18 protein-coding genes are annotated in these 22,080 nt (G+C 71.5%); 9 read left to right on the forward strand and 9 right to left on the reverse strand.

Translation table 11 applies throughout. The features are described 5' to 3' along the window. Nucleotides 1–5 precede the first annotated feature (5 nt). The 4 genes from AS97_RS39230 to AS97_RS39245 form a co-directional block, all read right to left on the reverse strand. Entirely contained in the window at nt 6–530 is a 525-nt protein-coding gene (locus AS97_RS39230; protein WP_086708794.1) for a hypothetical protein, read from the reverse strand. A gap of 90 nt (nt 531–620) precedes the next feature. Further along, nucleotides 621–1,598, reverse strand: coding sequence for an SCO0930 family lipoprotein (locus AS97_RS39235; protein ID WP_059146219.1), 978 nt, complete (start codon nt 1,596–1,598; stop codon nt 621–623). Between the two features lie 202 nt (nt 1,599–1,800). Next, complete coding sequence (locus AS97_RS39240; protein WP_063804931.1) at nt 1,801–3,315, reverse strand: NADH-quinone oxidoreductase subunit NuoF family protein; 1,515 nt, start codon at nt 3,313–3,315, stop codon at nt 1,801–1,803. Next, nucleotides 3,312–4,100 carry a hypothetical protein gene (locus AS97_RS39245; protein ID WP_247204630.1) on the reverse strand — a complete coding sequence of 263 codons (789 nt, stop codon included), beginning with the start codon at nt 4,098–4,100 and terminating at the stop codon, nt 3,312–3,314. The genes AS97_RS39240 and AS97_RS39245 overlap by 4 nt, the downstream gene beginning before the upstream one ends. Nucleotides 4,101–4,557: 457 nt before the next feature. Between AS97_RS39245 and AS97_RS39250 the strand changes: the two genes are divergently transcribed. Beyond that, nucleotides 4,558–5,733 (forward strand): PucR family transcriptional regulator, encoded by a 1,176-nt coding sequence (locus tag AS97_RS39250; RefSeq protein ID WP_059146142.1) that lies wholly within the window; start codon nt 4,558–4,560, stop codon nt 5,731–5,733. 114 nt (nt 5,734–5,847) lie between these two features. Here AS97_RS39250 and AS97_RS39255 read toward each other — a convergent pair whose 3' ends face one another. From AS97_RS39255 to AS97_RS39270, 4 genes are all read right to left on the reverse strand, one after another. Next, nucleotides 5,848–6,777: a sigma-70 family RNA polymerase sigma factor gene (locus AS97_RS39255; protein WP_059146218.1), complete on the reverse strand. Its 930-nt coding sequence runs from the start codon at nt 6,775–6,777 to the stop codon at nt 5,848–5,850. Next, the gene (locus AS97_RS39260) at nt 6,777–8,264 is read right to left on the reverse strand and encodes a DUF1996 domain-containing protein (protein ID WP_125760695.1); all 1,488 of its coding nucleotides are present in this window, start codon (nt 8,262–8,264) and stop codon (nt 6,777–6,779) included. Before AS97_RS39260 ends, AS97_RS39255 begins: the two co-directional genes overlap by 1 nt. A 20-nt stretch (nt 8,265–8,284) precedes the next feature. Beyond that, nucleotides 8,285–8,926, reverse strand: a complete 642-nt coding sequence (locus tag AS97_RS39265; protein ID WP_059146140.1) for a DUF4142 domain-containing protein — start codon at nt 8,924–8,926, stop codon at nt 8,285–8,287. A 307-nt stretch (nt 8,927–9,233) separates the two neighbouring features. Then, nucleotides 9,234–12,053 carry a BTAD domain-containing putative transcriptional regulator gene (locus AS97_RS39270; RefSeq protein WP_349017624.1) on the reverse strand — a complete coding sequence of 940 codons (2,820 nt, stop codon included), beginning with the start codon at nt 12,051–12,053 and terminating at the stop codon, nt 9,234–9,236. 185 nt (nt 12,054–12,238) lie between these two features. Between AS97_RS39270 and AS97_RS39275 the strand changes: the two genes are divergently transcribed. The 8 genes from AS97_RS39275 (at nt 12,239) to AS97_RS39310 (ending at nt 21,158) form a co-directional block, all read left to right on the forward strand. After that, a complete protein-coding gene (locus AS97_RS39275; RefSeq protein ID WP_086708789.1) occupies nt 12,239–12,769 on the forward strand; it encodes a sigma-70 family RNA polymerase sigma factor in 531 nt (176 codons plus the stop codon). A 100-nt stretch (nt 12,770–12,869) separates the two neighbouring features. Next, nucleotides 12,870–13,952, forward strand: a complete 1,083-nt coding sequence (locus tag AS97_RS39280) for a substrate-binding domain-containing protein (RefSeq protein ID WP_210566564.1) — start codon at nt 12,870–12,872, stop codon at nt 13,950–13,952. 100 nt (nt 13,953–14,052) lie between these two features. Next, a complete protein-coding gene (locus AS97_RS39285) occupies nt 14,053–15,411 on the forward strand; it encodes a sugar ABC transporter substrate-binding protein (protein WP_210566565.1) in 1,359 nt (452 codons plus the stop codon). A 74-nt stretch (nt 15,412–15,485) separates the two neighbouring features. Then, nucleotides 15,486–16,433: a sugar ABC transporter permease gene (locus AS97_RS39290; RefSeq protein ID WP_086708799.1), complete on the forward strand. Its 948-nt coding sequence runs from the start codon at nt 15,486–15,488 to the stop codon at nt 16,431–16,433. Then, nucleotides 16,433–17,347 (forward strand): carbohydrate ABC transporter permease, encoded by a 915-nt coding sequence (locus AS97_RS39295; protein ID WP_059146134.1) that lies wholly within the window; start codon nt 16,433–16,435, stop codon nt 17,345–17,347. The genes AS97_RS39290 and AS97_RS39295 overlap by 1 nt, the downstream gene beginning before the upstream one ends. Beyond that, on the forward strand, nt 17,344–18,375 hold the full coding sequence (locus tag AS97_RS39300; protein ID WP_210566566.1) for a hydroxyacid dehydrogenase: 1,032 nt from the start codon (nt 17,344–17,346) through the stop codon (nt 18,373–18,375). Before AS97_RS39295 ends, AS97_RS39300 begins: the two co-directional genes overlap by 4 nt. A gap of 48 nt (nt 18,376–18,423) precedes the next feature. Continuing rightward, complete coding sequence (locus tag AS97_RS39305) at nt 18,424–20,367, forward strand: DUF2264 domain-containing protein (protein ID WP_210566567.1); 1,944 nt, start codon at nt 18,424–18,426, stop codon at nt 20,365–20,367. Next, entirely contained in the window at nt 20,364–21,158 is a 795-nt protein-coding gene (locus tag AS97_RS39310) for a TIM barrel protein (RefSeq protein WP_210566568.1), read from the forward strand. Before AS97_RS39305 ends, AS97_RS39310 begins: the two co-directional genes overlap by 4 nt. A gap of 277 nt (nt 21,159–21,435) precedes the next feature. On the opposite strand, the gene AS97_RS39315 is transcribed toward AS97_RS39310, so the two are convergent. Further along, nucleotides 21,436–21,966, reverse strand: a complete 531-nt coding sequence (locus AS97_RS39315) for a hypothetical protein (protein WP_210566569.1) — start codon at nt 21,964–21,966, stop codon at nt 21,436–21,438. Nucleotides 21,967–22,080: the final 114 nt, after the last annotated feature.

A 22,080-nucleotide genomic window follows, 5' to 3' on the forward strand; every position in this document is an offset into this window, starting at 1 on the left:
GCGTGTCACTTCTTCCCGTCGTGGCCCGTATGGCTCGCCGAGCCGTCCATGCCCTCCATGCCGTCCATCCCGTCCCCCTGCTTCATCCCGTCATGGGACGCACCGTGGGACATCCCCTTCTCGAGGGATCCGCCGAGCTTCTCGCGCAGGGGTTCCAGTGAGTTCATGGACAGACCGGTGACCGACCAGCGCTTGCCGACCAGGTACATGCCCCCGTAGTCCTTCGACGTCGTCAGCCAGTCGTGCTGGCCCTTGTCGGTGGCGAAGGTGACCATCGTGAACCGCTTCCCGCCGGACCCGCAGGCGCCCTGGCGCAGCTCGTCCGCCTCGGTGATGACCGTGGCCTTGCAGCCGATGGCGTCGGCGATCTTCGTCAGCGGCGCGGGCTTGCCGGGCTTGGCGAACTCCTTGGTGGCGGGGGAGACCTTCTTCTGCTCGTGCTTGGCGCCGTGTGTCTGATCGCCTCCACCGCAGCCGGCCAGGAACAGCAGGACCGCGCCGACCGCGGTGGCACGCAGTGCGAGTGACACATCAACCTCCCGTAGAAATCCGGCGGGGCGGCCCGGGCCGGACGGCCTCGGGCCACCCGCCGCGGTGGACCGTAAGTGATGGAGTCTGTCTTACTGGCCCGCCTTCTTGCCCTTGTCGGTGACCGCGAACCAGGTGCCCTTCACGCCCTGGCCGTTGATGTCCCCGGGCTTCTTGTCCCCGGTGAAGGTGTACAGCAGCCAGCAGTCGAACGCCGCCTGCTTGGTGCCGTCGGGGCGCTTGAAGGAGGTGACCTTCGCGGCGTCGAGCCCGGCGACCTTCGTGGTGTCCACGGCCTTGACGGGCTTCCAGGTGTCCAGGCAGGCACCGAGGCAGCCGGTCTTCATCGGCCAGGCGCTGTCCTTGTCGAACCGGTAGACGGTCATGCCCTTGCCGTCCACGATGATCTTGCCGAGTTCGGCGTTGTTGTTGACCATGAGCTGGAGGCTGTCGTCCGCGGCCGCGGTCTTGCCGGCCGGCTTCCCGTCGGGCGCCAGCGCGTTCCAGGTGCCGCCCACGCCCTGGCCCTTGGTGTCACCCGGCTTGGCGTCGCCCGCGAAGCGGTAGACCGGCCAGCCCGCCAGCGTGAGCTGCTTGGTGCCGTCGGAGCGGGTGACCGAGCCCAGCTTGCTCGATTCGATACCGGTGGTGGCCGCGGCGTCGTCCGCGGGCACCGCGGGCCACTTGGTGGCGCAGTCGTCGTTGCAGTTGGACTTGGCGGGCTTGGGGGTGTCCTCGTCGAACCGGTAGAGGGTCCAGCCCTTGCTGTCGGTGACGAACTTGCCCAGCTTGGCGTCCTCCTTGACCGCCAGCTGCTGGGCCGGACCGGTGCGCCCGGCCTCGCCGCCCGCGGCGGCACCGCTGTCGCCGCCCGCCTCGTAGCCGCCGGTCGCGCCGGCCACCGCGCCCGCGCCCGCCGACGCGGAGGCCCCCGCACCCACGGTCTGACTGCCACCCGCCGGCTGCACGTTGGCGCTGCCCGCGGAGTTGTCCTTGCTGCTGCCGCAAGCCGCCGTCAGCAGAACCATCGCTACCGACACCCCGGCGAACGCGATGTGACGCTTCTCCATGACCATCCCTCTGCAATCTCGATCGGTCCGGCGGTGATTGCGCCGACGTGATGTCCATACGGAGCCCGCGCGGAACGGCGCTCAGCGGCTTCCGAATTTGTCACCTGACGCAAAAAACGCCGGATCCTCGAGCGCGCAGCGGTCGACGGCCGTTCCGCACGGCCGTCGTGGTGTCGGGTGGTGCGGTGGGTCACCCGGTGGGCTACTCCTCGATACGCAGCGCCAGGGCGGGGCAGCGGCGGACCGCGCGCACCGCCTGGGCCCGCAGCTGCCGGGGCACATCCATCTTGGCCGAGGCCGGATAGCCGTCGATGCCGAGCGTCAGCACCTCGGGCGGCAGGATGTCCGCGCACAGCCCGTGGCCCTGGCACAGCGACCAGTCCACCAGGAGCTTTTCCATCGGCCCCCGCTGGGGGCGCCCGTCGCGCGCCGCGGGGTTCAGCGGGGCGGGTGGCAGGGCCGGCGGCAGGGCGTCCTCCGGCAGCGGCAGCACGCCCATCGTGGGCCGTCCGCAGCCGGCGCCGAGCGCATGCGCCTCGAACTCCTCGGGGAACGCGTCCAGCGCCGTGGTCACGAAACCGGCGGTTCCGTCGGGATGGCTGCAGGCCCCGCGCCCCCGCACGGAGTTGACGTAGGCGCGCACATTGTCGATCGAGGCCTGGCCGCCGCCGCGCTCCACCTGGCCGATGGCGTCCGCGAGCGCCGGCAGCCCGATGAAGCAGGGCCCGCACTGACCGGCCGTCTCGGCGGCCAGCCAGCGCGCCACCCGCGCGGTCTCGCCGAGCGGGCAGGTGTTCTCGGGGATGGGCAGCACCGCCCCGGCGCCCAGCCGGGCGCCGTACTTCTTCATGGACTCCCGGGAGATGGTGGCGGCGTTGATGCTCCGGGGGTCCAGCCACTTGCCGTGGTAGCCGCCCACCAGCACCGCCTGGCCGGGGGTGAGACCGCACAGCTCCAGGACGTAGGTCAGCGGCACCCCGGTGGGCGTCTCCATCACGTACTTCCCGCCGACCGTCAGCAGCGTTGTGCCCGGTTCGGTGGGCAGCCCCACCGAGCGGTACGGCAGGGCGCCCATCCGCGCGGCCACCGCGAGCTGGGCGAAGGTCTCGGTATTGGACAGCAGGGTGGGCAGACCGCTGAGCCCGCTGTCGCTGGTCCGGATCTTCCGGCCGTTGGGGATGGCCGGGGCGCCGCTGATGCCGTTGATGACCGCGCCGCCCTCACCGGCGACGAACCGGTCCGGGGTGCGGTTCACGCTCACCGGGACCCCGCTGGGGCCGCGTTCGGCGATCGCGGCGGCCACGGACTCCTCGACATCCGTACGGTGCACCGCGATGGCGACCTCCTCGGCACCGAGCGCCTCGGCGGCCAGGACGGCGCCGTCGATCACCAGATGCGGGGTGTGCAGCAGCAGCGCGGTGTCCTTGAGGCAGCTGGGCTCACCCTCGCTGCCATTGACCACGACGGCGCAGCGGCCCTCGCGCCGGCCGGCCGACTCCACGACGGCCTGGACCTTGGTGGCGAAGGGGAAACCGGCGCCGCCGCGCCCGCGCAGATCGATGTTCTCCGCGAGCGCCACGAGTTCGTCCGCCCGGAGGGCGGGCATGGTGCCATGAACGGTCAGATGGCCGACCCGGTCGAGCCGGTACACCTCGTCGAGCCCGGCCAGCAGCCGGGGCGGGTCGACACAGGCGAGCCTGGGTTTGGTCGTGATCACCGGTCCCACCCGCGAGAGGCACCGAGCGGCTGGCTGTCACGCGAGCCGGGCTCGGCCGAACGGGGGCGCGGCACGGCGGGACCGGCCCGCCGGGTCCGGCCCTCCTGCATGCTGCGGGCGGGAGGATTCCTGACCTCGATGCCGTCCGCCCGGTCGATGTCCTGGCGCCGCCGCGCGACCAGCCGCAGCCACAGCGCGATGGCCACACCGGCCAGCGCGGCGATGTAGCCGTAGGTGGCCCAGGTTTTGGCGGCGCGTCCCGCCTTCAGTCCATGGATCAGCGCGGCGCACCAGGCCGGATAGGCGCCCACGTGCAGCGCCCGCCACCAGCGGTACCGCCAGCGGGAGTTGCCGGCCGAGGCGAACGAGCTGCGCACCGCACCGGTCACCGCGGCGATCACGAAGAGATAGCCGGCGATGGTGCCGAGCCCGATCAGCACCGGCTGATTTGCGTCAGCGAACGGGAGCACGATGGACGCGGCGTTGGTGTGGCTCTCCGCGATCTTGACCCAGATGTGAACGGCCAGGAAGAGCAGACCGGCTACCGCGGCCGCCCGGTGGATTGCCTGGGCCATCAGCCGCTGCCTGGTGTGCAGGATCAGCTGGTCGGTCGCGGCGAGCCCCCACAGCACCGCCGACGTCAGACAGACCAGCGCGAGCACACCCGCGCCGAAGTCGAGGAACACAAAGGTCTTGGCGAACGCGCCGGCGTCCCAGGCCACATACAAGGACAGCGCGATGGAGCCGAGAATGGCGTAGATCCGGATGTGGCGTGGCCATCCCATCCCGGATGGATCACGCTGCTGAGTCCGGCGAGCGGCCCGTCGTCCGCCTCGAGCCCGGCGTCCCCCGTGACGCCCCTGCGAGGAGGGGAGCGGCGTTTGGGACATGGACATTGGAGCCTCCCGATCGCGCGGATTCGCGCGGGTGACGAGATACGTCAAAGTCGTCTTGGGGGCAGCAGCTTCTCGGAAGTACACGTGATCTCCATAAGATTTGTCGTAACGTGACAACTTCTCGTGGGCGGACCCTGACCACGCCGCCCCCGGCTGATCCACTGTCGTTTCAATGGCAAAGAACCGGCAAAGTGTCGGGACCGGGAGGGGGCAGGGTCCTCTATGACGTAGCGGAGGACCCTCGACTCCCTGACCGGTACTGGACGAACCGGTGACGGAGGCAACCTCCACGGACCTGGCCGACCCCCCAACGGCCCGGTCTCCCCCCGGCAAGAACGAGGTAATGATGGGCGAACTCGTGAACCGCATCTGGTCCCGCCCCCGTGGTGAGTGGACCCGAGTGCTGCGCAATGAACTCCCGTCCCTGGCCGACGAGGTGGTTGAGAACCTTCGGCACAGAATTCCGGGATTCGCCGAACTTCTGGAGGACTCTGAGCGAGACAAGGTCCGAGGGGGAGTCGAGCAGGCTCTCCTGACGGCACTCGGCCACCGCAAGGCGGGCGAGGACGGCGTGGGCGAGCAGGCCGCGACCCCCGCCTCCGGTGAGGAGGCGCTGGCCGAGGTGCCGCCCGAGCGGGCCCGGCGCGATCTGTTCGAGGCCCTCATCGGTGAAGTGGCGGTCTCCGAGCGCACCTTGATGGAGCTCTCCCGGGCCGCCCGGTGGCCGCTTCCCGAGACGGTGCAGGCCATCGCCCTGCCCACCCCGGGCGAGGCACCGCAGTTGGCCGCCGTGCTGGGCGACACCCTCATCGGCGCGGTCGGCGACGAGCTGTGCCTGCTGATCCCCGACCCGGACGCGGACCCGGGGCCCACAGTGGAGACCGCCGCCCCCGCCGCCACCCCGGAAGGCGACCGGGAGCCGGAGCGCGAAGCGCCCGCCGAGCCCGGCACCCGGGCGGCGCTGGAGACCGCGCTGCGCGGCCGTACCGCGGCCGTGGGCCATGTGGTGCCGCTCAACGACGCGTCCTCGTCGGTGCGATGGGCACGGCGCCTGCTGACCCTGGCACCCGCCCGCCCCGGCCCCGAGGCCCGGGTGCTCTTCGTCGACGACCATCTGTCGATGCTGCTGCTCCTGCAGGACGAGTCGCTGGTCCGGGCGCTGGCCGCCCGGTGGCTCAAGCCGCTGGTCGGGCTGACCCCCCGGCAGAGCGAGCGGCTGCAGATGACGCTGCTGGCCTGGCTGGAGGGCGGTGGCGCGCCCGAGGCGGCCAAGGCCCTCAAGGTGCATCCGCAGACCGTGCGCTACCGGCTGCGCCAGATCGAGAAGCTCTTCGGGCCGGGCCTGCGGGATCCCCGAATACGCTTCGAGCTGGAGATGGCGCTGCGCGGCCGCAGGCTGATGGCGCAGATGGACCGGATACGGCGCCACGCGTCCCGGGTCGGCCGCCGGACCCGTGCCGGTGCGCCCCCCGGTGTCCGTCCGCTGGGCATCGCCAGGGAGGCGCGTGTCAACGGACTCTGACCCGCGGAAGGCGAACCGCCGGCCGCGCTCACGCGGTCGGCGGTTCTCGCTGTCACGGGCGGATCCGGCGCCCGCCGCTCGGATGACGCGGATCGCCCGAGGAGGGCCCTAGCCTCACGCCCCGGCGGGCGCCGCGGTGCGCGGGGCCGTGCGCATCGCCGCGTTCAGGCCGAGCAGTTCGCTGTAGGCGTGGGAGCAGAAGGCGCATCCGGCCAGATGGCGCGCGAGCGCCCGGCCGGGCACCCCGCCCCGGCGCACCGAGGCGCCGATCTGGCCGCTGTACTGCCGGCACCGGTCGTCGCGTGCCGACTCCAGATGGGCCCGCAGATACGACTCCCGCAGCCCCTCCCGGGCCCGGAAGGCCAGCGAGGTCACCCCGCTGGGGGAGATGCCCAGGAGCACGGCCACCCGGTGCGGGGGCTCCTCCTCGACGAGGGTCAGCCACAGCACGATCTGCCAGCGCTCGGGAAGCCCCCGGAAGCTGCGGATGAGCAACCGGCGGTCCTCCCGGGCCACCAGATACTGCTGGGGATCGGCCGTGGACGCGTACTGCCGCCAGGACTCGAAGTCGGCGGTCAGCAGCACCCGGCGCGCCCCGGCGCTCCACTCCGTCGCCGTATGGCGCACCACCGTGAGCAGATACGGCCGCCAGGGACCCCGGGGTCCGCCCCCGGCACGAACGGCCTGGAAGGTGCGGAAGAACGCCTCGGAGGCCAGGTCCTCGGCGTCATGCGGGTCACGGCAGCAGGTCAGGGCGTAGCGCAGGGTCGCCGCGTGGTGGCGGCGGTAGAGCAGGTCGCCCGCCGCCGGGCTGCTGCTGCCCGACCGGTAACCCTCCGCCAATTGCCGGGTGAGCTCGTGGTCCGAGAGGGGGCGGACCGGGCGGTCGGTATGCTCCCGGCCCTGAAGCCCCTCGGTGTCCGGATGTTCCGCCGCCGGCGGGTCGGTGGCCGCGTCGTCGTCCGCGGCCTCGTGTAAGTGCCCGGTGACAGCGCGGCGCGCGCCGGCCTTCCGGCCGACGCGCGCCTGGTGAGCGTGTTCCATCAGCCGCACTGCTTGCCGCTGTTGATGCAGTCCACCGCCTCGTTCATCAGGTCCTCCGACATCACGTTGATGAAGTCGTCGTGGTCCGTGATGGGCTTGTGCAACTGCTCGGGGAACCCGTCCACGGCGAACGGGGTGTTGGCCGGCACGTCGTAGGTGATGGTGTTCACCAACTGGGGGATGGCCTTGAAGCCGTTGGGGCAGGAGCCGTCCTCGCCCGCGAACGCCACGTGGTCACGGTGGTTGGCGCTGTCGGTGTTCTGGCCGTCCCAGCAGCTCTGGAAGTCGAAGGTCCGGGTGACCGAGCTGCCCTCGGGGCAGAGCGGGTACTTGTCGGTCAGCTGACGGTCCTCGAAGCCGGTGCAGCTCCAGGAGGCGTTGGCGTTCTTGTCGCCGTTGGTGAACGCCTTGGCGTCACCGGTGATGATGCGCAGGAACTTCGGCATCGCCGTGACCTTGCTCTGCGCGTTGCCCTTGAACTCGATCTTGGAGCTCTTGGGGGTCAGGATCGTGCCGACGTTGCCCTCCTGGCCACCGCCGAGCTCATTGGCGTCCGCCTCGTCCTTGCCGTCCTGGGCGCGGACCACCGGCCAGTAGTAGGTCGACTTGTCCTCCTGGTTCTCGCAGGAGGTGCCGCCCTGCTCGAAGGTCTGGTTGTTGGCGAAGGCGTCGTTGCTGTCGTTGCCCACGTAGTCGTGGGTGTGGTGGGCGCCGTTGCCGACACCGGGCGCGACGATCACGTTGTCGCTGTTGCGCAGCTGGGGGTCGCCGACGCCGCACTCGGTGGCGAAGGTGCCGGTGGAGCCGTTCTGCTGGGCCTGCGGCGGCTGCTGAACGTTCGGCTGCACCTTGGTGATGTCGACGAAGTCGTCCTGCGAGGGGCCGTTGCCCGCCTGGCCGCCCGCGTTGCCGGGCACCTCGTTGGCGCCCTCGCCGCCCTGCTGACCACCTTGCTGGTCGCCGCCCTGCTGACCGCCTTGTTGGTCGCCGCCCTGCTGGTCGCCTTGTTGGTCGCCGCCTTGCTGCTGACCGCCCTGCTGCTGACCGCCCTGGGTGGCGACCTCCTGCCACTTGCAGTCGTTCATCCCCTGCAGCTGGGAGTTGTCGCCGCCCATGGCCGAGCCGATGTTGTCCATCGTCCGGGAGCGCTCGTCGTTGAGCTTGGAGAGCACCGCGTCGCTCGAACCCTGCCGCTGGTTCATCTGCTGGTAGGCCTTGGCCACCTGGTTGTCCAGCTCGGCCAGGTTCTTGTCGACCTCGGGCCTGGCCTTCTCCGGCACATCACTCAGCTTCTGCCCCACATCGGGGCACTGGATCGTCCCCGCCTTCGCGGCCACGGTGTTGTTCTGGCCGGAGTCGCCCTTGTCGCCGTGGGCGGACGCGTTGGCGGCGATGATCGCGGCCCCGCCACCGCCGAGCGCCAGGGCGGCGACGATGGCGACGGTCTTATTGGTGAACCGCCCGCGTTTGTGGGTCTGTTGCCTCATAAGATCACTTCACTTAGTCGTTAGAGGGTGTCGAAGTCGACAAGCCCGGTGTCCTCGAGGACCGTGATGTGGTCGAGAACGATGGCATTGGCCCTGGTGGCCAGAGATCTGACCATGGAGTTGCGGCTCTCGGCTCGCACCTGCGCCACAAGGTTGAACACCTTGCCGTGAGCGGCGCGCAACCGGTTTGCGAACACCCGCTCGAACTGGGCGCTGCTGCCGGCGCTGGTCATCTCGTTCAGCCAGCCCTGTTGCTGCGCGTTGGGCTGGTTGGGCAGCTGGATCCCGAGCGCCCGGCCGACCTCCTCGGAGCGGCGGTCGAGTTCGGTGTGTCCCTCGATGAGATGCTCACCGGCGGTCTTCACCGCGTCCCGGTCGCCCCGCTCCTGGGCGAGGCGCCCGGCGGGGAGCTCCCACGTTCCGGCGAGCCTGACTTTGCGGACAAAGTCCCGGTCAGTGGCCGTGAGTGGCCCGTACTGGGTGCTGACCGTCCCACCGCCGTCGTCCGTGACGCCGTTGCGCGGCAGGGCCGCGCTGCTCTCGCCGAACAGCGACACCGGGATGAGGATCGCCGCCAGCGTGACGGCGAGCGCTCCAATGATGAGCCCGGTGCCGATGGTTCGGCTGGAGGCGATGGGTCTGGTGAGGTTTGCTGGTGGCACAGCGCCCTCCTTGGTTCGGAGTGACACCGGACGCTAGTACCTCGTGTGGCTCGGTCGTGGAGACCTCATCACCAGTGAATAAAGCCGGGACAGAGATCACTTCCGGCTGCTACCCTGCGCGGCCGCGATCCGCAGGGGCGTTGAGAATTTTTCCCACCCGGTTGAGCAACTCACCGGGCCCGTACGTACGGCAGGGAGAACCCGGTGCCCGGCCGCGCCCGAGCAGCCCGCCGCGCACCGTCCCGACGACCCGGAGGCGCCCCGCCGTGGATACGACAGCGCGGAAGACCACGCCCACCAGGCTCCGTCACCCGCTGAGAGCCGAGGCCGGATGCGGTGACTGCCGGTACTGCCCCAGTTTGCCGTCGAGGACCCGGGCATCGGGGTGGTTCAGCTCCTGGAGAATCTCCAGGGCCCCGCGCCAGTCGATGAGAGCGGTGGCCAGGTCGCCCTGGGCCAGGCGCGTGTCCCCCTGGTGGTGCAGGGTGTCGGCCTCCAGGTACCGGTCGCTGATCTCGCGGTAGATGGCGAGCGCCCGGCCGTACGAGGTGAGGGCGTGCTCATACCGTGCGAGGTGGTGGTACGCGTACCCCACGCTGTCCAGCGCGGCGGCCTCGCCGGCCGAGTCGGCGATCCGCCGGTGCAGTTCGACGGCCTGGCGGCAGTGGGCCAGCGCGTGCTCGTACTCACCACGGAGGATATGGGTCCAGCCGATCTCGTTGAGCACGCTGGCCTGCCCGCTGAGGTCTTCCGCGGCGCGGTAGTGGTCGAGCGCGGGCCGGTAGTGGTCCAGCGCCTCCTGGTAGCGGCTCTGGCTGTTGGACAGAAACGCCAGGGAGCGCAGGGTGCGGGCCTGCCCGCCCGCCTCGCCGAGCTCCGTGAACATCTCCAGCGCCCGTTCCAGATGGCCACACCCCTCCTCGTACCGGCCCAGCCGTCCCTCGGCGAACCCCAGGGTGCGGTGGCTGTGTGCCTGGCCGAGCCGATCGGACAGCGCCAGGGCCGCACCCAGCGCGGTGCGCTGGATGGCGGTCTGCTCCTGCCAGTGGCCGCGCCGGTCCAGGAAGAGCTCCAGTGTCACGGCCAACTGCCAGGCGTGGGACGGGAATCCGTGGTCGCGGGCGTCATCGACGACCGACAGCAGAACGCCCCGCTCGGCCGAGAGCCATGCCTCGGCGCGGTCCTGGCCGCCGAGGTGCTCGGGCGCGGCGTCGGGCCGGGCCGGGGACAGCGGCAGCGGTTCGGTCCGGCGCGGGGCGAGCAGCGTGACGGCGGTGCGCGCGGTGTGCAGATAGTGGTCGGACATCCGGTGCCGGGCGTCCTGGCGGATCTCGTCCGTGTCGTGGTCCTGGACCAGCTCCATGGCGTAGGCCCGCAGCAGATCGTGGAAGGTGTAGCGGCCCGGGGCCTGCTCCACCAGCAGATGGGCGCGGGTGAGCGCGGTCAGCAGGGCACGGGTGACCCGGAGCGGGAGCCCGGCCAGACTCGCGGCCGCGGCTGCCGAGACCTCGGGCCCCGGATGCAGGGCGAGCAGCCGGAACAGCCGGGCGGCCTCCCGGTCCAGGGCCCGGTAGGACCAGGAGAAGACGCTCCGCGCGTCGGTGCTCGGATCGGGGCCCGCGAACGCGTCGAGGTTGCCCTGGCTCTCGCGTAACTCCGCGGCGACAGAAGAAAGGGGAAAGGACGGACGGGTCGCGGCGCGGGCGGCCACCACCGCCAGCGCGAGCGGCAGCCGCCCGCACAGCCGGACGATGGTCGCCACCGCCTGTGGCTCCGCGGCGACCCGGTCCGTGCCCAGCCGCCGGACCAGCGCCTCATGGGACTCGGCCGGGGACAGCGGCCCCAGAGTAAGGGGACGGGCCCCCTCGCTCGCGATCAGACCGTGGAGCTGATTGCGGCTGGTGACGATGGTCAGACAGCCGGGGGAGCCGGGCAGCAGCGGCCGCACGTGCTGGGAGTCCACCACATTGTCCAGCAGGATCAGCATCCGCCGCCCGGCCAGCAGACTGCGGTACAGCGCGGTCTTGGTGTCCAGACCCGTGGGCACCCGGTTCGGTGGAATCCCCAGTGCGTGGAGGAACGCCCGCAGCGCCTCGTTCGGCGACATCATCGAACCGGTCGGATCGAAGCCGCGCAGATTGGCGTAGAGCTGCCCGTCCGGAAAGCGGTGGGCGATCCGATGGGCCCAGTGCACGGCCAGCGTGGTCTTGCCGATCCCGGCCATCCCGTCGATCGCGCTGATCACCACCGGACCCGGTGTTCCGGCCTCGGCACCCTCGGGCAGCAGAGTATGGACACCGGCGAGTTCGGCATGGCGTCCGCTGAACGCGGGCAGGTCGGGCGGGAGCTGCGCCGGCCGGACCACCGGGGCGGGCGGCGCCGCCGGAGGGACCGGCTGGACCGGCTCGGCGGGGGCCGGGGTCGACCGGGGCACCACCTCGCGATGGGCGGCGCGCAGTTCACGGCCGGGCGGGACGCCGAGCTGATCGGCCAGCCGGTCGCGCGCGGTCGAGAAGACCTCCAGCGCCTCAGCCCGCCGTCCGGTGGCGGCGAGCACCCGGATCAGCTGGGCCTGCAGGGTCTCGTCCAGCGCATGGTGGGCGGCGAACTGCTGGAGCACGGTGGGCAGTTGCTCCGGGACTTCGGAGGCCAGCGCCGTCGTGGCGGCCTCCTTGGCGATGGCCAGAAGTTCCCGGTCGACACCGGAGAAGACGGGATGGGTCTGGATATCGGAGGGGACTCCGGTGGCGGTCGGCCCCTGCCACAGGGCGAGCGCCTGTGAGAAGAGCTCGGCCGCCCGCTCCGGCTCGCCCGCGGCGGCGGTGCGCCGCGCCGTTTCGCTCAGCTCCCGGAACCGCAGCAGATCCAGCGCGTCCGCGTCGGCGTTCAGCCGGTAGCCGCCCGAGCTGCGCACCAGCCGGCTGCCCTTCGCCCGCGCAGGCAGACCGGGTTCCAGCAGCCGGCGCACCGAGCCCACATGGCGGTGCACCACATTCACCGCGGTGCTCGGCGGATCCTGCGCCCAGAGGACATCGACGATTTCGCCGAGCGCCACAGGCTGTCCCGCCCGCACCAGCAGCAGTGCGAGCAGCGCTCGCTGTTTGGGCGGACCCAGCTCCAGTTCCACGTCGCCACGCCACGCCCTGACCGGGCCTACCACCGTAAATCGCACAACTAGGGATCTTAGTCGAGCCCGTTTCGGGCACCGCGTTCTTCCGGCCGCCATGCGACGTCAGACTTTCGTCACTCAATCGGCGTCGCCCTTCTCTACGCTCGCGCCATTGCCACATCAGCCTCGGGGGGAACGAGACGATGGACATCCGCACGGCGGCCGTCACGACCGACGCCGACACCTTCTTAAGGACGCTGTACCGACGACACGGCTCGGCACTGCACCGCCTGGCGGCCCGGATGCTGGGTGGGGACTGGCACCGGGCCCAGGACATCGTGCAGGAGGTGGCGATCCACGCCTGGCAGCGCCCCATGGACGTCGGCCCCATGGACGACACCGTCCGTAATCGGCTGTTCACCGTGGTCAGCGATCTGGTGACCGATGGCTACCGGGACCAGGCGGAGCGATCGGTGGAGACGGCCGGTGAGGCGGAGATGGCGCTGCCGGACGCGGTCGATCAGGCGCTCACCGCCCAGCTGGTGTGGGACGCGCTGGCGGATCTGGCGCCCCCGCAACGGGAAGTGCTGCTGCATCTGCACTATCTGGACCGCAGTGTCAGCCAGACCGCCCGGGCGCTCGGGGTGCCTCCCGGAACCATCAAATCGCGAACGTACTACGCGACTCGGGCCCTGCGAACGGCCCTGCGGGCGCGCGGCGTCACCGAGTGCTGACCTCCTCCGGACGCCCGCCGACTGCTTTCTGATCGAATGATCGCTACTATGGCGGTGTTTCGAGTACGGACGAAAGCCGATCGCGTCAGGGGCGGGGAACATGCGGGAGTCGGCGCGGAAGCGGCAGGCACGGATCGCGGCACTGGTGGAGGCCCGGGGCAGCGCCCGGATCACCGATCTCGCGGATGAGCTGGCGGTGTCCGTCGTCACCGTACGGCGGGACGTGGAGGACCTGGCCCAGCGCGGGGAGGTGCGCCGCGGCCACGGGGTGGCGCGCTCGCTGCGGCCGATGGCCCAGGAGTCCTCCGCCACCGGCGACACCATCGGCATGGTGGTTCCCGAGCGCAACACCTATCTGACCGAGGCCGTCCAGGCGGCGCGCGAGGCCGCCGAGAAGTCCGGGCTGCGGCTCGCGCTGCACATCGCCGCGGACGAGCGCGGCACCGAGCGCGCGGTCCGCCAGGCGCTGGACGCGGGTGCGCGGGGGCTGCTGCTCTCCCCGCGCTGGCGCACCGAGGCGGAGGAGCGGGCGGACCACGCGTGGCTCGGCGCCCTGGAGCTCCCCGTGGTCCTGGTGGAGCGCCGGCCCCACCGCGGCAGTGCCATCTACGGGCTGGACTGTGTGCGTTCGGACCACGCCCACGGAGTGCATCTGGCGCTCGAGCATCTGACCTCGCTGGGCCATCGGCGCATCGTGCTGGCGGCGCGCGACGACAGCCCCACCGCACGGGTGATCCGGTCGGAGTTCGCGGCGCAGACCGCGGCTCGTGGCATCCGTGAGGGGTGCCCGGTGATGCTCAGTTCGCGCACCGCCGGGCCCGACCCGCGCCCGCGTGACGCGGGCGCGGCCGACCTGGCCGACGCGGTGCGCCGCGCCGGAGCCACCGCCGCGCTGATCCACGGCGACATGGACGCGCTGGTGCTGGTCCAGCGGCTGCGGGAGGCGGGTGTCGAGGTGCCGCGCGACTGCTCGGTGGTCGCGTACAACGATGTGGTCGCCGACATGGGGCAGATCGCGCTGACGGCCGTGGCCCCGCCCAAGGGTGAAGTCGGACAGGCCGCGCTGGAGCTGCTGACCCGCCGCCTGGAGCGGACGCGGACCGGGCGGTGGGCCGGCGCCGCCCGCCATCTGGAGCTGCTGCCGGAGCTGGTGGTCCGGGATTCCACCGTCCCACTTCGCTGATTGTTTGACCGTTTTAGTTTCTTCTGTTCGATGTATTGACGGCTTTTCAGTCAAGCGCTCAAGATTCCCCTGACTCCACCGCTGACTCAGGGGAGGGCCCATGCCTGGTCATGGAGGCCCAGGTCGCTCGGCAACCGGACGCCGGGCGACGGCGGGCACCACCGCACTGCTCACGCTGCTCGCCCTCGTCCTGGCGGGCTGTTCGGGTTGCTCGACAAGTCGCGGATCCGACACCGTCGGCGACGGTCCCGTACGCCTGACCTTCTGGTCGGCGCTGCGCGGCAGTCAGGAAGTCGTGGACGAGTTCAACCGCACCCACGACCGCATCAAGGTCGAATTCCAGCAGGTGCCCTCCGGGGAGCAGGGCGGCTGGACCAAGCTCAGCAACGCCGCGCGCGCGGGCAACGCCCCCGACGTCGCCACCATCGAATACCCCCAGCTGCCCGGTTTCACCATCGACGGCGTGCCCCGGGACATCACCCAGCTGATGCCCGACTCGGTCCGCGAGAAGATCCTCCCGCAGGCGCTGGACCTCACCACCTTCGACGGGCGCACCTACGCCGTGCCGGTGGACATCGAGCCGATGGTCTTCCTGTACCGCAAGGACATCTTCACCAAGAACCGCATTCCGGTCCCCAAGACCTGGGCGGAGTTCGAGAGTTCGGCCCGCAAGCTCAAGCAGGCCCAGCCGCGGACCCGTATCGGCAGCCTCTTCACCACCGGCGGCACCCTCTATCTGGCCGGGTACGCCTGGCAGGCCGGGGCGAAGTGGTACGACACCGTCGGGGACACCTGGCAGATCTCCATGGACGACGCCCCCACCCGTAAGGTCGCCGGCTACTGGCAGCGGCTGATGGACGACGATCTGGTGCGGGTGGAGCCCGGGTCCAGTCAGCAGTGGCGGGCCCATCTGCGCAGCGGGGAGACGGCCGGCTATCTGGCGGGTGCCTGGGCCGCGGGCTCGATGATGGCGTCCACCCCCGACGGCAAGGGCAAATGGGCCATCGCGCCGATGCCGCAGTGGGATCCGGCGAAACCCAAGGTGAGCACCCAGGGCGGCTCGACCTTCATGGTCACCAAGGACAGCCGGCACCCCAAGGAGGCCATGGAGTTCATCTCCTGGATGGTGACCAGCCCCGGCGCACTGAAGGCCAAGCTCGCCAGCGGGGTCAGCAGCGCCTTCCCGTCCGTGCCCAGCCTGGTGCCGGTCGCCCGCAAGGAGATGGACACCAGCTACTACTCCGGCCAGGACATCTTCGGTCTCTTCCAGAAGGAGGCCGAGCGGATCGCGCCCACCTGGAAGTGGGGCCCGCGGATGACCTCGACCACCAGCTCCGGTGACGACGGGCTTGCCAAGGCGGGGGCCGGCAGCGGCGACATCCTCAAAGCCCTGCGCGATGCCCAGAGCCGGACGATGCCCGATCTGAAGAGCCTCGGCCTGTCGGTCACCACCCGCTGAACCCCCTCCTCTCCCCGTCCCACCCCGAGCCGCGCCTCTTCCCGTTGAAGCCGAGGTAATCCGTGAGCACCGTCATGTCCTCGAAAGGGGCGGCGCCGCCATCGACGGCCGCCGCCGACCCGCCCCGCAGAACCGGACGACGCCAGCAGAGGATCGCCGCCGCCGTTCTGCTGACCCCCTTCACGGCGCTGCTCGTCGCCGTGTTCCTGGTCCCCGTCGGCTACGCCATCTACCTCAGCCTCTTCTCCGAGGACCACGAGGGACTCGGCTTCGGCGGCGGGCGCACCGTCTTCACCGGATTGCGCAGCTATCTCTCGGTGCTGCAGGACCCGAGCTTCCTCTCCGGGTTCGGCACCATCGCCCTCTACTGCGTGATCTTCGTCCCGCTCGTGGTCATCAGCGCGCTCGCGCTCGGCCTGCTGCTCGACTCGGGCCTCGTCCGGATGCGGCGGACCGCGCAGATGCTGGTCTATCTGCCGCACGCCGTTCCCGGCATCATCGCGGCCGTCATCTGGCTGTACCTCTACACCCCGGGGCTCAGCCCCGTTATCAAGCTCTTCGCCCAGGCCGATATCACCATCGACTTCCTCGGTCTGCACACCGTGCTCCCGTCGATCGTCAACATCGCCCTGTGGAGCGGGCTCGGCTACAACATGATCATCTTCTATGCCGCGCTCCAGGCGCTGCCGCGTGAGGTGATCGAGGCGGCGACCATCGACGGCGCCGGGGGCCTCCGCACCGCGCTCCAGGTCAAGGTGCCCATCATCAGGGGCTCCGTCGTCATGGTGTGCATGTTCTCCCTGATCGGCGCGCTCCAGCTGTTCACCGAACCCATGCTGATGAACCAGGCCACCCCGATGGTCAACTCCCGCTTCACCCCGAACATGTACATCTACGACGCGGCCTTCCGCCGCAACAACTACGGACTCGCCTCCGCGGCCTCCATCATTCTTCTGATCGTCACCTGTGTCCTGTCGTACGCCGTGACGCGCTGGTCGGGCCGCCGGGAACGGAGAGCGTGATGACCACGACGACACCCACCACCCCCGTGAACGCCCCCCAGGGACCGCCGGCCAGACCGCTCGGTAAGCCGTTCGGGCGCTCCAAGCTGACCAGCCGTGGCATCGCCAACGCGGTCGTTCTGATCGCCGCCCTCTACACCATGCTGCCCGCGCTGTGGCTGCTGCTGGCGTCCACCAAGAACGCCGACGCCCTCTTCGGCAGCGACATCCTCTCCTTCGGCGACTTCTCCTTCGGGCGCAACCTCTCCGACCTGTTCTCCATGGACGGCGGGCTCTACGGCGAGTGGTACGTCAACAGCCTGCTGTACGCGGTCGTCGGCGCCCTGGTGGGCTCGCTGATCAGCGTCGCCGCGGGCTACGCCTTCGACAAGTACGAGTTCCGGCACAAGGAGAAGCTGTTCGGCCTCGTGCTCACCGGCGTCATGGTGCCGCCGACCGTGCTGGCCCTCCCGCTCTATCTGGTGGCCTCCAACATCGGCATGGTGAACACCTTCTGGTCGGTCTTCATCCCGGTGCTCTTCAACCCGTTCGGCGTCTACCTGGCCCGCCTGCTCAGCAGCGGCTATGTGCCGGGCGAGGTGCTGGAGGCGTCCCGGGTCGACGGCGCGGGCGAGCTGCAGACCTATGTGCGGGTCAGCCTGCGGATGCTCGGGCCGGGGTTCGTGACCGTCTTCCTCTTTCAGCTCACGGCCATCTGGAACAACTTCTTCCTTCCCATGGTGATGCTCTCCGACCAGCACCTGTATCCGCTCAGCCTCGGCCTCTACACCTGGAACAGCGCCGCCACCGTCTCGCCCGAGTACTACCCTCTCGTGGTCATCGGCTCACTGCTCGCCGTCGTGCCGCTGATCGTGGCGTTCGTGATGCTGCAGCGCTACTGGAAGTCCGGACTGACCGCAGGGAGCGTGAAGTGACCGACCCGCACATCTCCGCCCGTCACCGCCCCCGAGCCGCCCTGGCCATGGCCGAGCGCTCCGCCCGGCAAGTGCTCGGATCCGGACGTATGGACCGGCTCACCGAACTCCTCGATCTCGACCCCGGCCTCGTCCTCGACGACTTCACCACCCCGGCCGCGCGCCGTGCCCTCGCCGATGCCGAACTGCTGGTCACCGGCTGGGGCTGCCCGCCCCTGGACGGCGGCGCGCTCGACGCCGCGCCCCGGCTGCGCGCCGTCGTCCACACCGCGGGCACCGTGCGCCACCACATCACCGACGCCTGCTGGGAGCGCGGCATCGCGGTCTCCTCGGCGGCCGCGGCCAACGCCGTACCCGTCGCCGAGTACACCGTCGCCATGATCCTGCTGTCCAACAAGCGCGTCCTGGACATCGCCCGGGACTACCGCGCCGAGCGGCGCACGATCGACTGGAACGAGCGCTATCCGGACGCCGGCAACTACCGCCGGACAGTGGGCATCCTCAGCGCCTCCGTCATCGGCCGCCGGGTGATCGAGCTGCTGCGCCCGTACGACCTCGACCTGCGGCTGTACGACCCGTATGTCACGGCTCAGGAGGCGCGGGAACTCGGCGCGCGCCAGGTCGGCCTGCGGGAACTCTTCGCCGGCAGCGATGTCATCAGCGTCCACACCCCCCTGCTGCCGGCCACCCAGGGGCTGGTCAGCCGGGAGCTGCTGGCCGCCATGCCGGACGGCGCCACGCTCATCAACACCGCGCGCGGGGCGGTGGTGGACCAGGACGCGCTGACCGAGGAGCTGGTGGCCGGGCGGATCCGCGCCGTCCTCGACGTCACCGTGCCGGAGGTGCTGCCCGCCACCTCACCGCTGTACGACTGCGACAACGCGCTGCTCACCCCGCATATCGCCGGATCCAAGAGCGGTGAGCTGCGCCGGCTGGCCGACCTCGCCATCGGCGAGATCGAGAACTACGTCACCGGCCGCGACTTCGCCCACCCCGTACGACCGGAGATCCTCGACCGCTCGGCGTGAGAGGGCGCGCCCTCGCACGTCCCGCGTCCCCAGGAGGCCCACCCCGCCATGCCCGAGCTCCCCTTCCTCCTCCCCGCCGACGACCGCACCCTCAGCCCCCACACCGGCTACACCCGCGCCCACTGGGAGGCCGCCGCGGACGGCATGCTGCACGCCGCCCTCCGCTACGCCACCCCCGGCCAGGGCCTGATCGACCTGCCCGGACCCCCATCGAAGTCCGGGGTGCGCTCCGACGGGCTCGAAGGGTTCGCCCGCACCTTCCTCCTCGCCGCCTTCCGCGCCGCCGGGACCTCGGGCAAGGACCAGCACGGCTTCCTGGAGCGCTACACCGCGGGCATCGCCCGCGGCACCCGCACCCCCGGGCGCGACGACGCCGAGTCCTGGCCGGTGATCGGCCATCACGGCGCCCACGGCCAGCCCATGGTGGAGTCCGCGTCCGTGGCCCTGGGCCTGCGGCTGACCGCGCCGTGGACCTGGGACGCCCTGCCGCCCGACGCCCAGGACCGCACCGAGGAATGGCTGCGCGGTGCGCTGCGCCACCAGCCCGCCCCCAACAACTGGTATCTCTTCCCCCTCACCGTCGCCGGTTTCCTTCAGGCCGCCGGGCGCGGCGACGCCGAGACGGCCCGCGCCATCGAGCGCGGGCTCGGCCTCCTGGAGGGCTGGTACGAGGGCCAGGGCTGGTACTCCGACGGCGACGGACGGTCGTTCGACCACTACAACGGCTGGGCGCTGCACCTGTACCCGCTGCTCCACGCCCATCTGGCCGGCGACCGAGCGCTGCTGGACCGGCTCGGCCCGCGGCTGCGCACCTTCCTCGAGGGCTTCTCGCTGCTGTTCGACGCCGACGGCGCCCCCATCCACCACGGCCGCTCCCTCACCTACCGCTTCGCCGCCGTCGCCTCGGTGGCCCTCGGCGCCCTCACCGGCCACACCCCTCTCGCCCCCGGGGCCACCCGCCGCATCCTCAGCGGAGCGCTGCGCCACTTCCTGGACCGCGGGGCGCTGACCGAGGACGGGGTGCTGAGTCTGGGCTGGTACGGGCCGCACGCCGCGACCCTGCAGCGCTACTCCGGGCCCGGCTCGCCCTACTGGGCCTCCAAGGGGTTCCTCGGCCTGCTGCTCCCGCCCGACCACCCGGTGTGGACCGCCACCGAGGAGGCCGCGCCGGTCGAGGGGCCGGACCGGGCGCTGGCGCTGCCCGCCGCCGGGTTCCTCGTCCAGACCACCGGCCGGGACGGGCTGGTGCGGCTGCACAACCACGGCAGCTACAAACTCCGCCCCTGGGAGGCCGAGCACGGGCCGGCCGACCCGCTCTACGCCCGGCTCGCCTACTCCACCCGCACCGGTCCCACCAGCGCGGACAACACCCCCGACAACCACATCGCCGTCGAGATGCGCGGAGTGCGCAGCGCCCGGCTGCGCATCCACCCCCTGGCCGCGGGCTCCGACTGGCTCGCCTCCTCCCACGCCCCCGCCTTCCCCGACGCCGGCCCCAAGGTGCCCTCGATCCGCGTCGACAGCCTGACCCTCGTCCGCGGCCGGCTCGAAGTGCGGGTCCACCGCGCCGTGGGCGCCCCCGCCGGGACCCGGATCCACCACAGCGGCTGGGCCGTCGCGCTGCCCCCGGGCACCCCGGCGGAGACGGAACAGGGCCCCGAGATACGGCTGGACGGGGAAGAGGTGACCGGTCAGCTCCTCGGACTGCACGGCTGGCAGAGCGCCACCGCGGTCCGGGCGCCGCAGGGCACCGCGTACGGGCCATGGGCCCTGGTCCCCGAACTCACCGGCACCGTCGGCGAGGACCCGGCCGGCACCCTCTTCGTCGCACTGGCCTCGCTCACCGGCGAACGCGACCCGGCCCCCCTCGCCGATCTCGCCACCGCCGAGGTGAACGGGCTCGCGGTCACCGTACGGCTGCCGGACGGCCCAGGCGTCGTGGTGGACTTCGGCGCGGGCGACGCGCCCACCGTCACGGAGGCGGGCCCGTGACGCGGCTCGGCATCTGCTCGGTGACGCTGCGCGGGCTCGACCCGGACCGGGTGATCGCCGCCGTGGCCGGAGCGGGCCTGGAGTGCGTCGAATGGGGCGGTGACGTCCATGTGCCGCCCGGCGACGAGGACACCGCCCGGCGGGTCCGCGACGCCACCGTGGCCGCCGGGCTCGCCGTCGCCTCGTACGGCTCCTACTACCGCGCCGGGCGCGGCGACCCAAAGGAGTTCGACGCGGTGCTCCGCTCCGCCGTGGCGCTCGGCGCCCCGCGCATCCGGATCTGGGCGGGCGCCACCGGCACCCGAAAGACCCCGCCCGAGGCGCGCCGCGCGGTCGTCGAGGACACCCGGCGCGCGGCCGCGCTCGCCGCGGAGGCGGGGGTGGAACTCGCCTACGAATTCCACCGCAACACCTTGACCGACGGCGCCGAGCACACCCTCCGGCTGCTGGACGAGGTGGACCGTGCCGAGGTCGCCACCTACTGGCAGCCGCCCGTCGACATGCCCGACGCCGAGGCGCTGAAGGGGCTGGACGCGCTGGGGGACCGGATCGCCGCGGTGCACGCCTTCTCCTGGTGGCCCGGGACCACCCGGCTGCCGCTGACCGCCCGTGCCCCGCTGTGGCGCGGCGCCTTCGAGCGGCTGCTCACCCACCGCGCCGCGGTGTCCGGCGGCCCGCCGCTGGATGTCCTGCTGGAGTTCGTGCCGGGGGACGACGAGCGGCTGCTGCCGCGGGAGGCGGCCACGCTGCGGGCTCTCGCCGACGTTCAGGGGGTGTCCGGCGGGTCGTGAAGCCTGCGGCGGGCTGCTCCCCTCCCCGCACCTTCCCTCCGCTGGGGCCCCGCCCCAGACCCCGGGCCGGGCGCCCCGGAGGTGCGCGGGCGTCCGCCCGGTCATCGGCCGCGTCGGCGTGCCGACCGCGATCAGGCCGCCGGCGCGGGTGTTCACGGCGGCGACGGTCGGCTCGTCGACGCCTCGGGGTCCAGGGGCGAAGCCCCTGGTTCGGGAAGGGGCGGGGAGGGGAAGGAGCCGCCGGACACGGGATCGGTGGCGAGTGATGGGCAGGTGATCACTTGGGGGTGCGGGAGGCGCCCCCGTAGGAGGTGTCCTCCTCGATGGTGCCGCCGAATTCGTCCCGGAGCGTCGCCATGTTCTTCCGGGGCGAGGACGACAGCACCCAGCGGTTGCCGACCAGATAGACCCCGCCGTACATCTGCGCGGTCTCCAGCCAGTCGCGCTGGCCCTTGGCGGTCACGAAGTCGAGGAAGACGAACTCGCCCTTGGCGGTCTTGCAGACGGCCTGGCGGTAGTCGTCCACCTTGGTGGTGAACTGCGGCTCGCAGCCGGCGGCCGAGGCGAGCTGCTCCACCCGCGCGGCCTTGGGCGCGGGGCTCGCGCTCGGCCGGGCGGCGTTCCCGCCGGTCTCCGCCTTGGCGTCCGCCTTACCGTCCCCGTCCCCGTCCCCGCCCCCGCATCCGGCGACGGTCAGCAGCGCGCCCACCGCCGCCGCGACCGCCATCGCGCGCGGGCGGTGGCGGCGCGGGGGGCGGCCGGCGGGCCGGAGCGGGTGCCGGGCGGCGGCGTCGGCGGCGTCGTACATAAAAGGCCCTCTCGCATCGGATCCGGGTCGCGGCTGCGTCCTTCGCAGCTACGGATACGGAGGGACGGCGACGATCGTTCACCCCCCTCGCACGGTTCCGAGCCCGGCCGGGTG

It is taken from the genome of Streptomyces sp. AgN23, from assembly GCF_001598115.1.
GTDB lineage: Bacteria > Actinomycetota > Actinomycetes > Streptomycetales > Streptomycetaceae > Streptomyces > Streptomyces antimycoticus.

Coding starts and splice junctions, on each gene's coding strand:
- AS97_RS39315 (WP_210566569.1), bottom strand. CDS start 21,966: ATGTACGACGCCGCCGACGCCGCCGCCCGGCACCCGCTCCGGCCCGCC.
- AS97_RS39295 (WP_059146134.1), top strand. CDS start 16,433: ATGACCACGACGACACCCACCACCCCCGTGAACGCCCCCCAGGGACCG.
- AS97_RS39260 (WP_125760695.1), bottom strand. CDS start 8,264: ATGAGGCAACAGACCCACAAACGCGGGCGGTTCACCAATAAGACCGTC.
- AS97_RS39285 (WP_210566565.1), top strand. CDS start 14,053: ATGCCTGGTCATGGAGGCCCAGGTCGCTCGGCAACCGGACGCCGGGCG.
- AS97_RS39290 (WP_086708799.1), top strand. CDS start 15,486: ATGTCCTCGAAAGGGGCGGCGCCGCCATCGACGGCCGCCGCCGACCCG.
- AS97_RS39235 (WP_059146219.1), bottom strand. CDS start 1,598: ATGGAGAAGCGTCACATCGCGTTCGCCGGGGTGTCGGTAGCGATGGTT.
- AS97_RS39275 (WP_086708789.1), top strand. CDS start 12,239: ATGGACATCCGCACGGCGGCCGTCACGACCGACGCCGACACCTTCTTA.
- AS97_RS39250 (WP_059146142.1), top strand. CDS start 4,558: ATGGGCGAACTCGTGAACCGCATCTGGTCCCGCCCCCGTGGTGAGTGG.
- AS97_RS39280 (WP_210566564.1), top strand. CDS start 12,870: ATGCGGGAGTCGGCGCGGAAGCGGCAGGCACGGATCGCGGCACTGGTG.
- AS97_RS39245 (WP_247204630.1), bottom strand. CDS start 4,100: ATGGGATGGCCACGCCACATCCGGATCTACGCCATTCTCGGCTCCATC.
- AS97_RS39305 (WP_210566567.1), top strand. CDS start 18,424: ATGCCCGAGCTCCCCTTCCTCCTCCCCGCCGACGACCGCACCCTCAGC.
- AS97_RS39255 (WP_059146218.1), bottom strand. CDS start 6,777: ATGGAACACGCTCACCAGGCGCGCGTCGGCCGGAAGGCCGGCGCGCGC.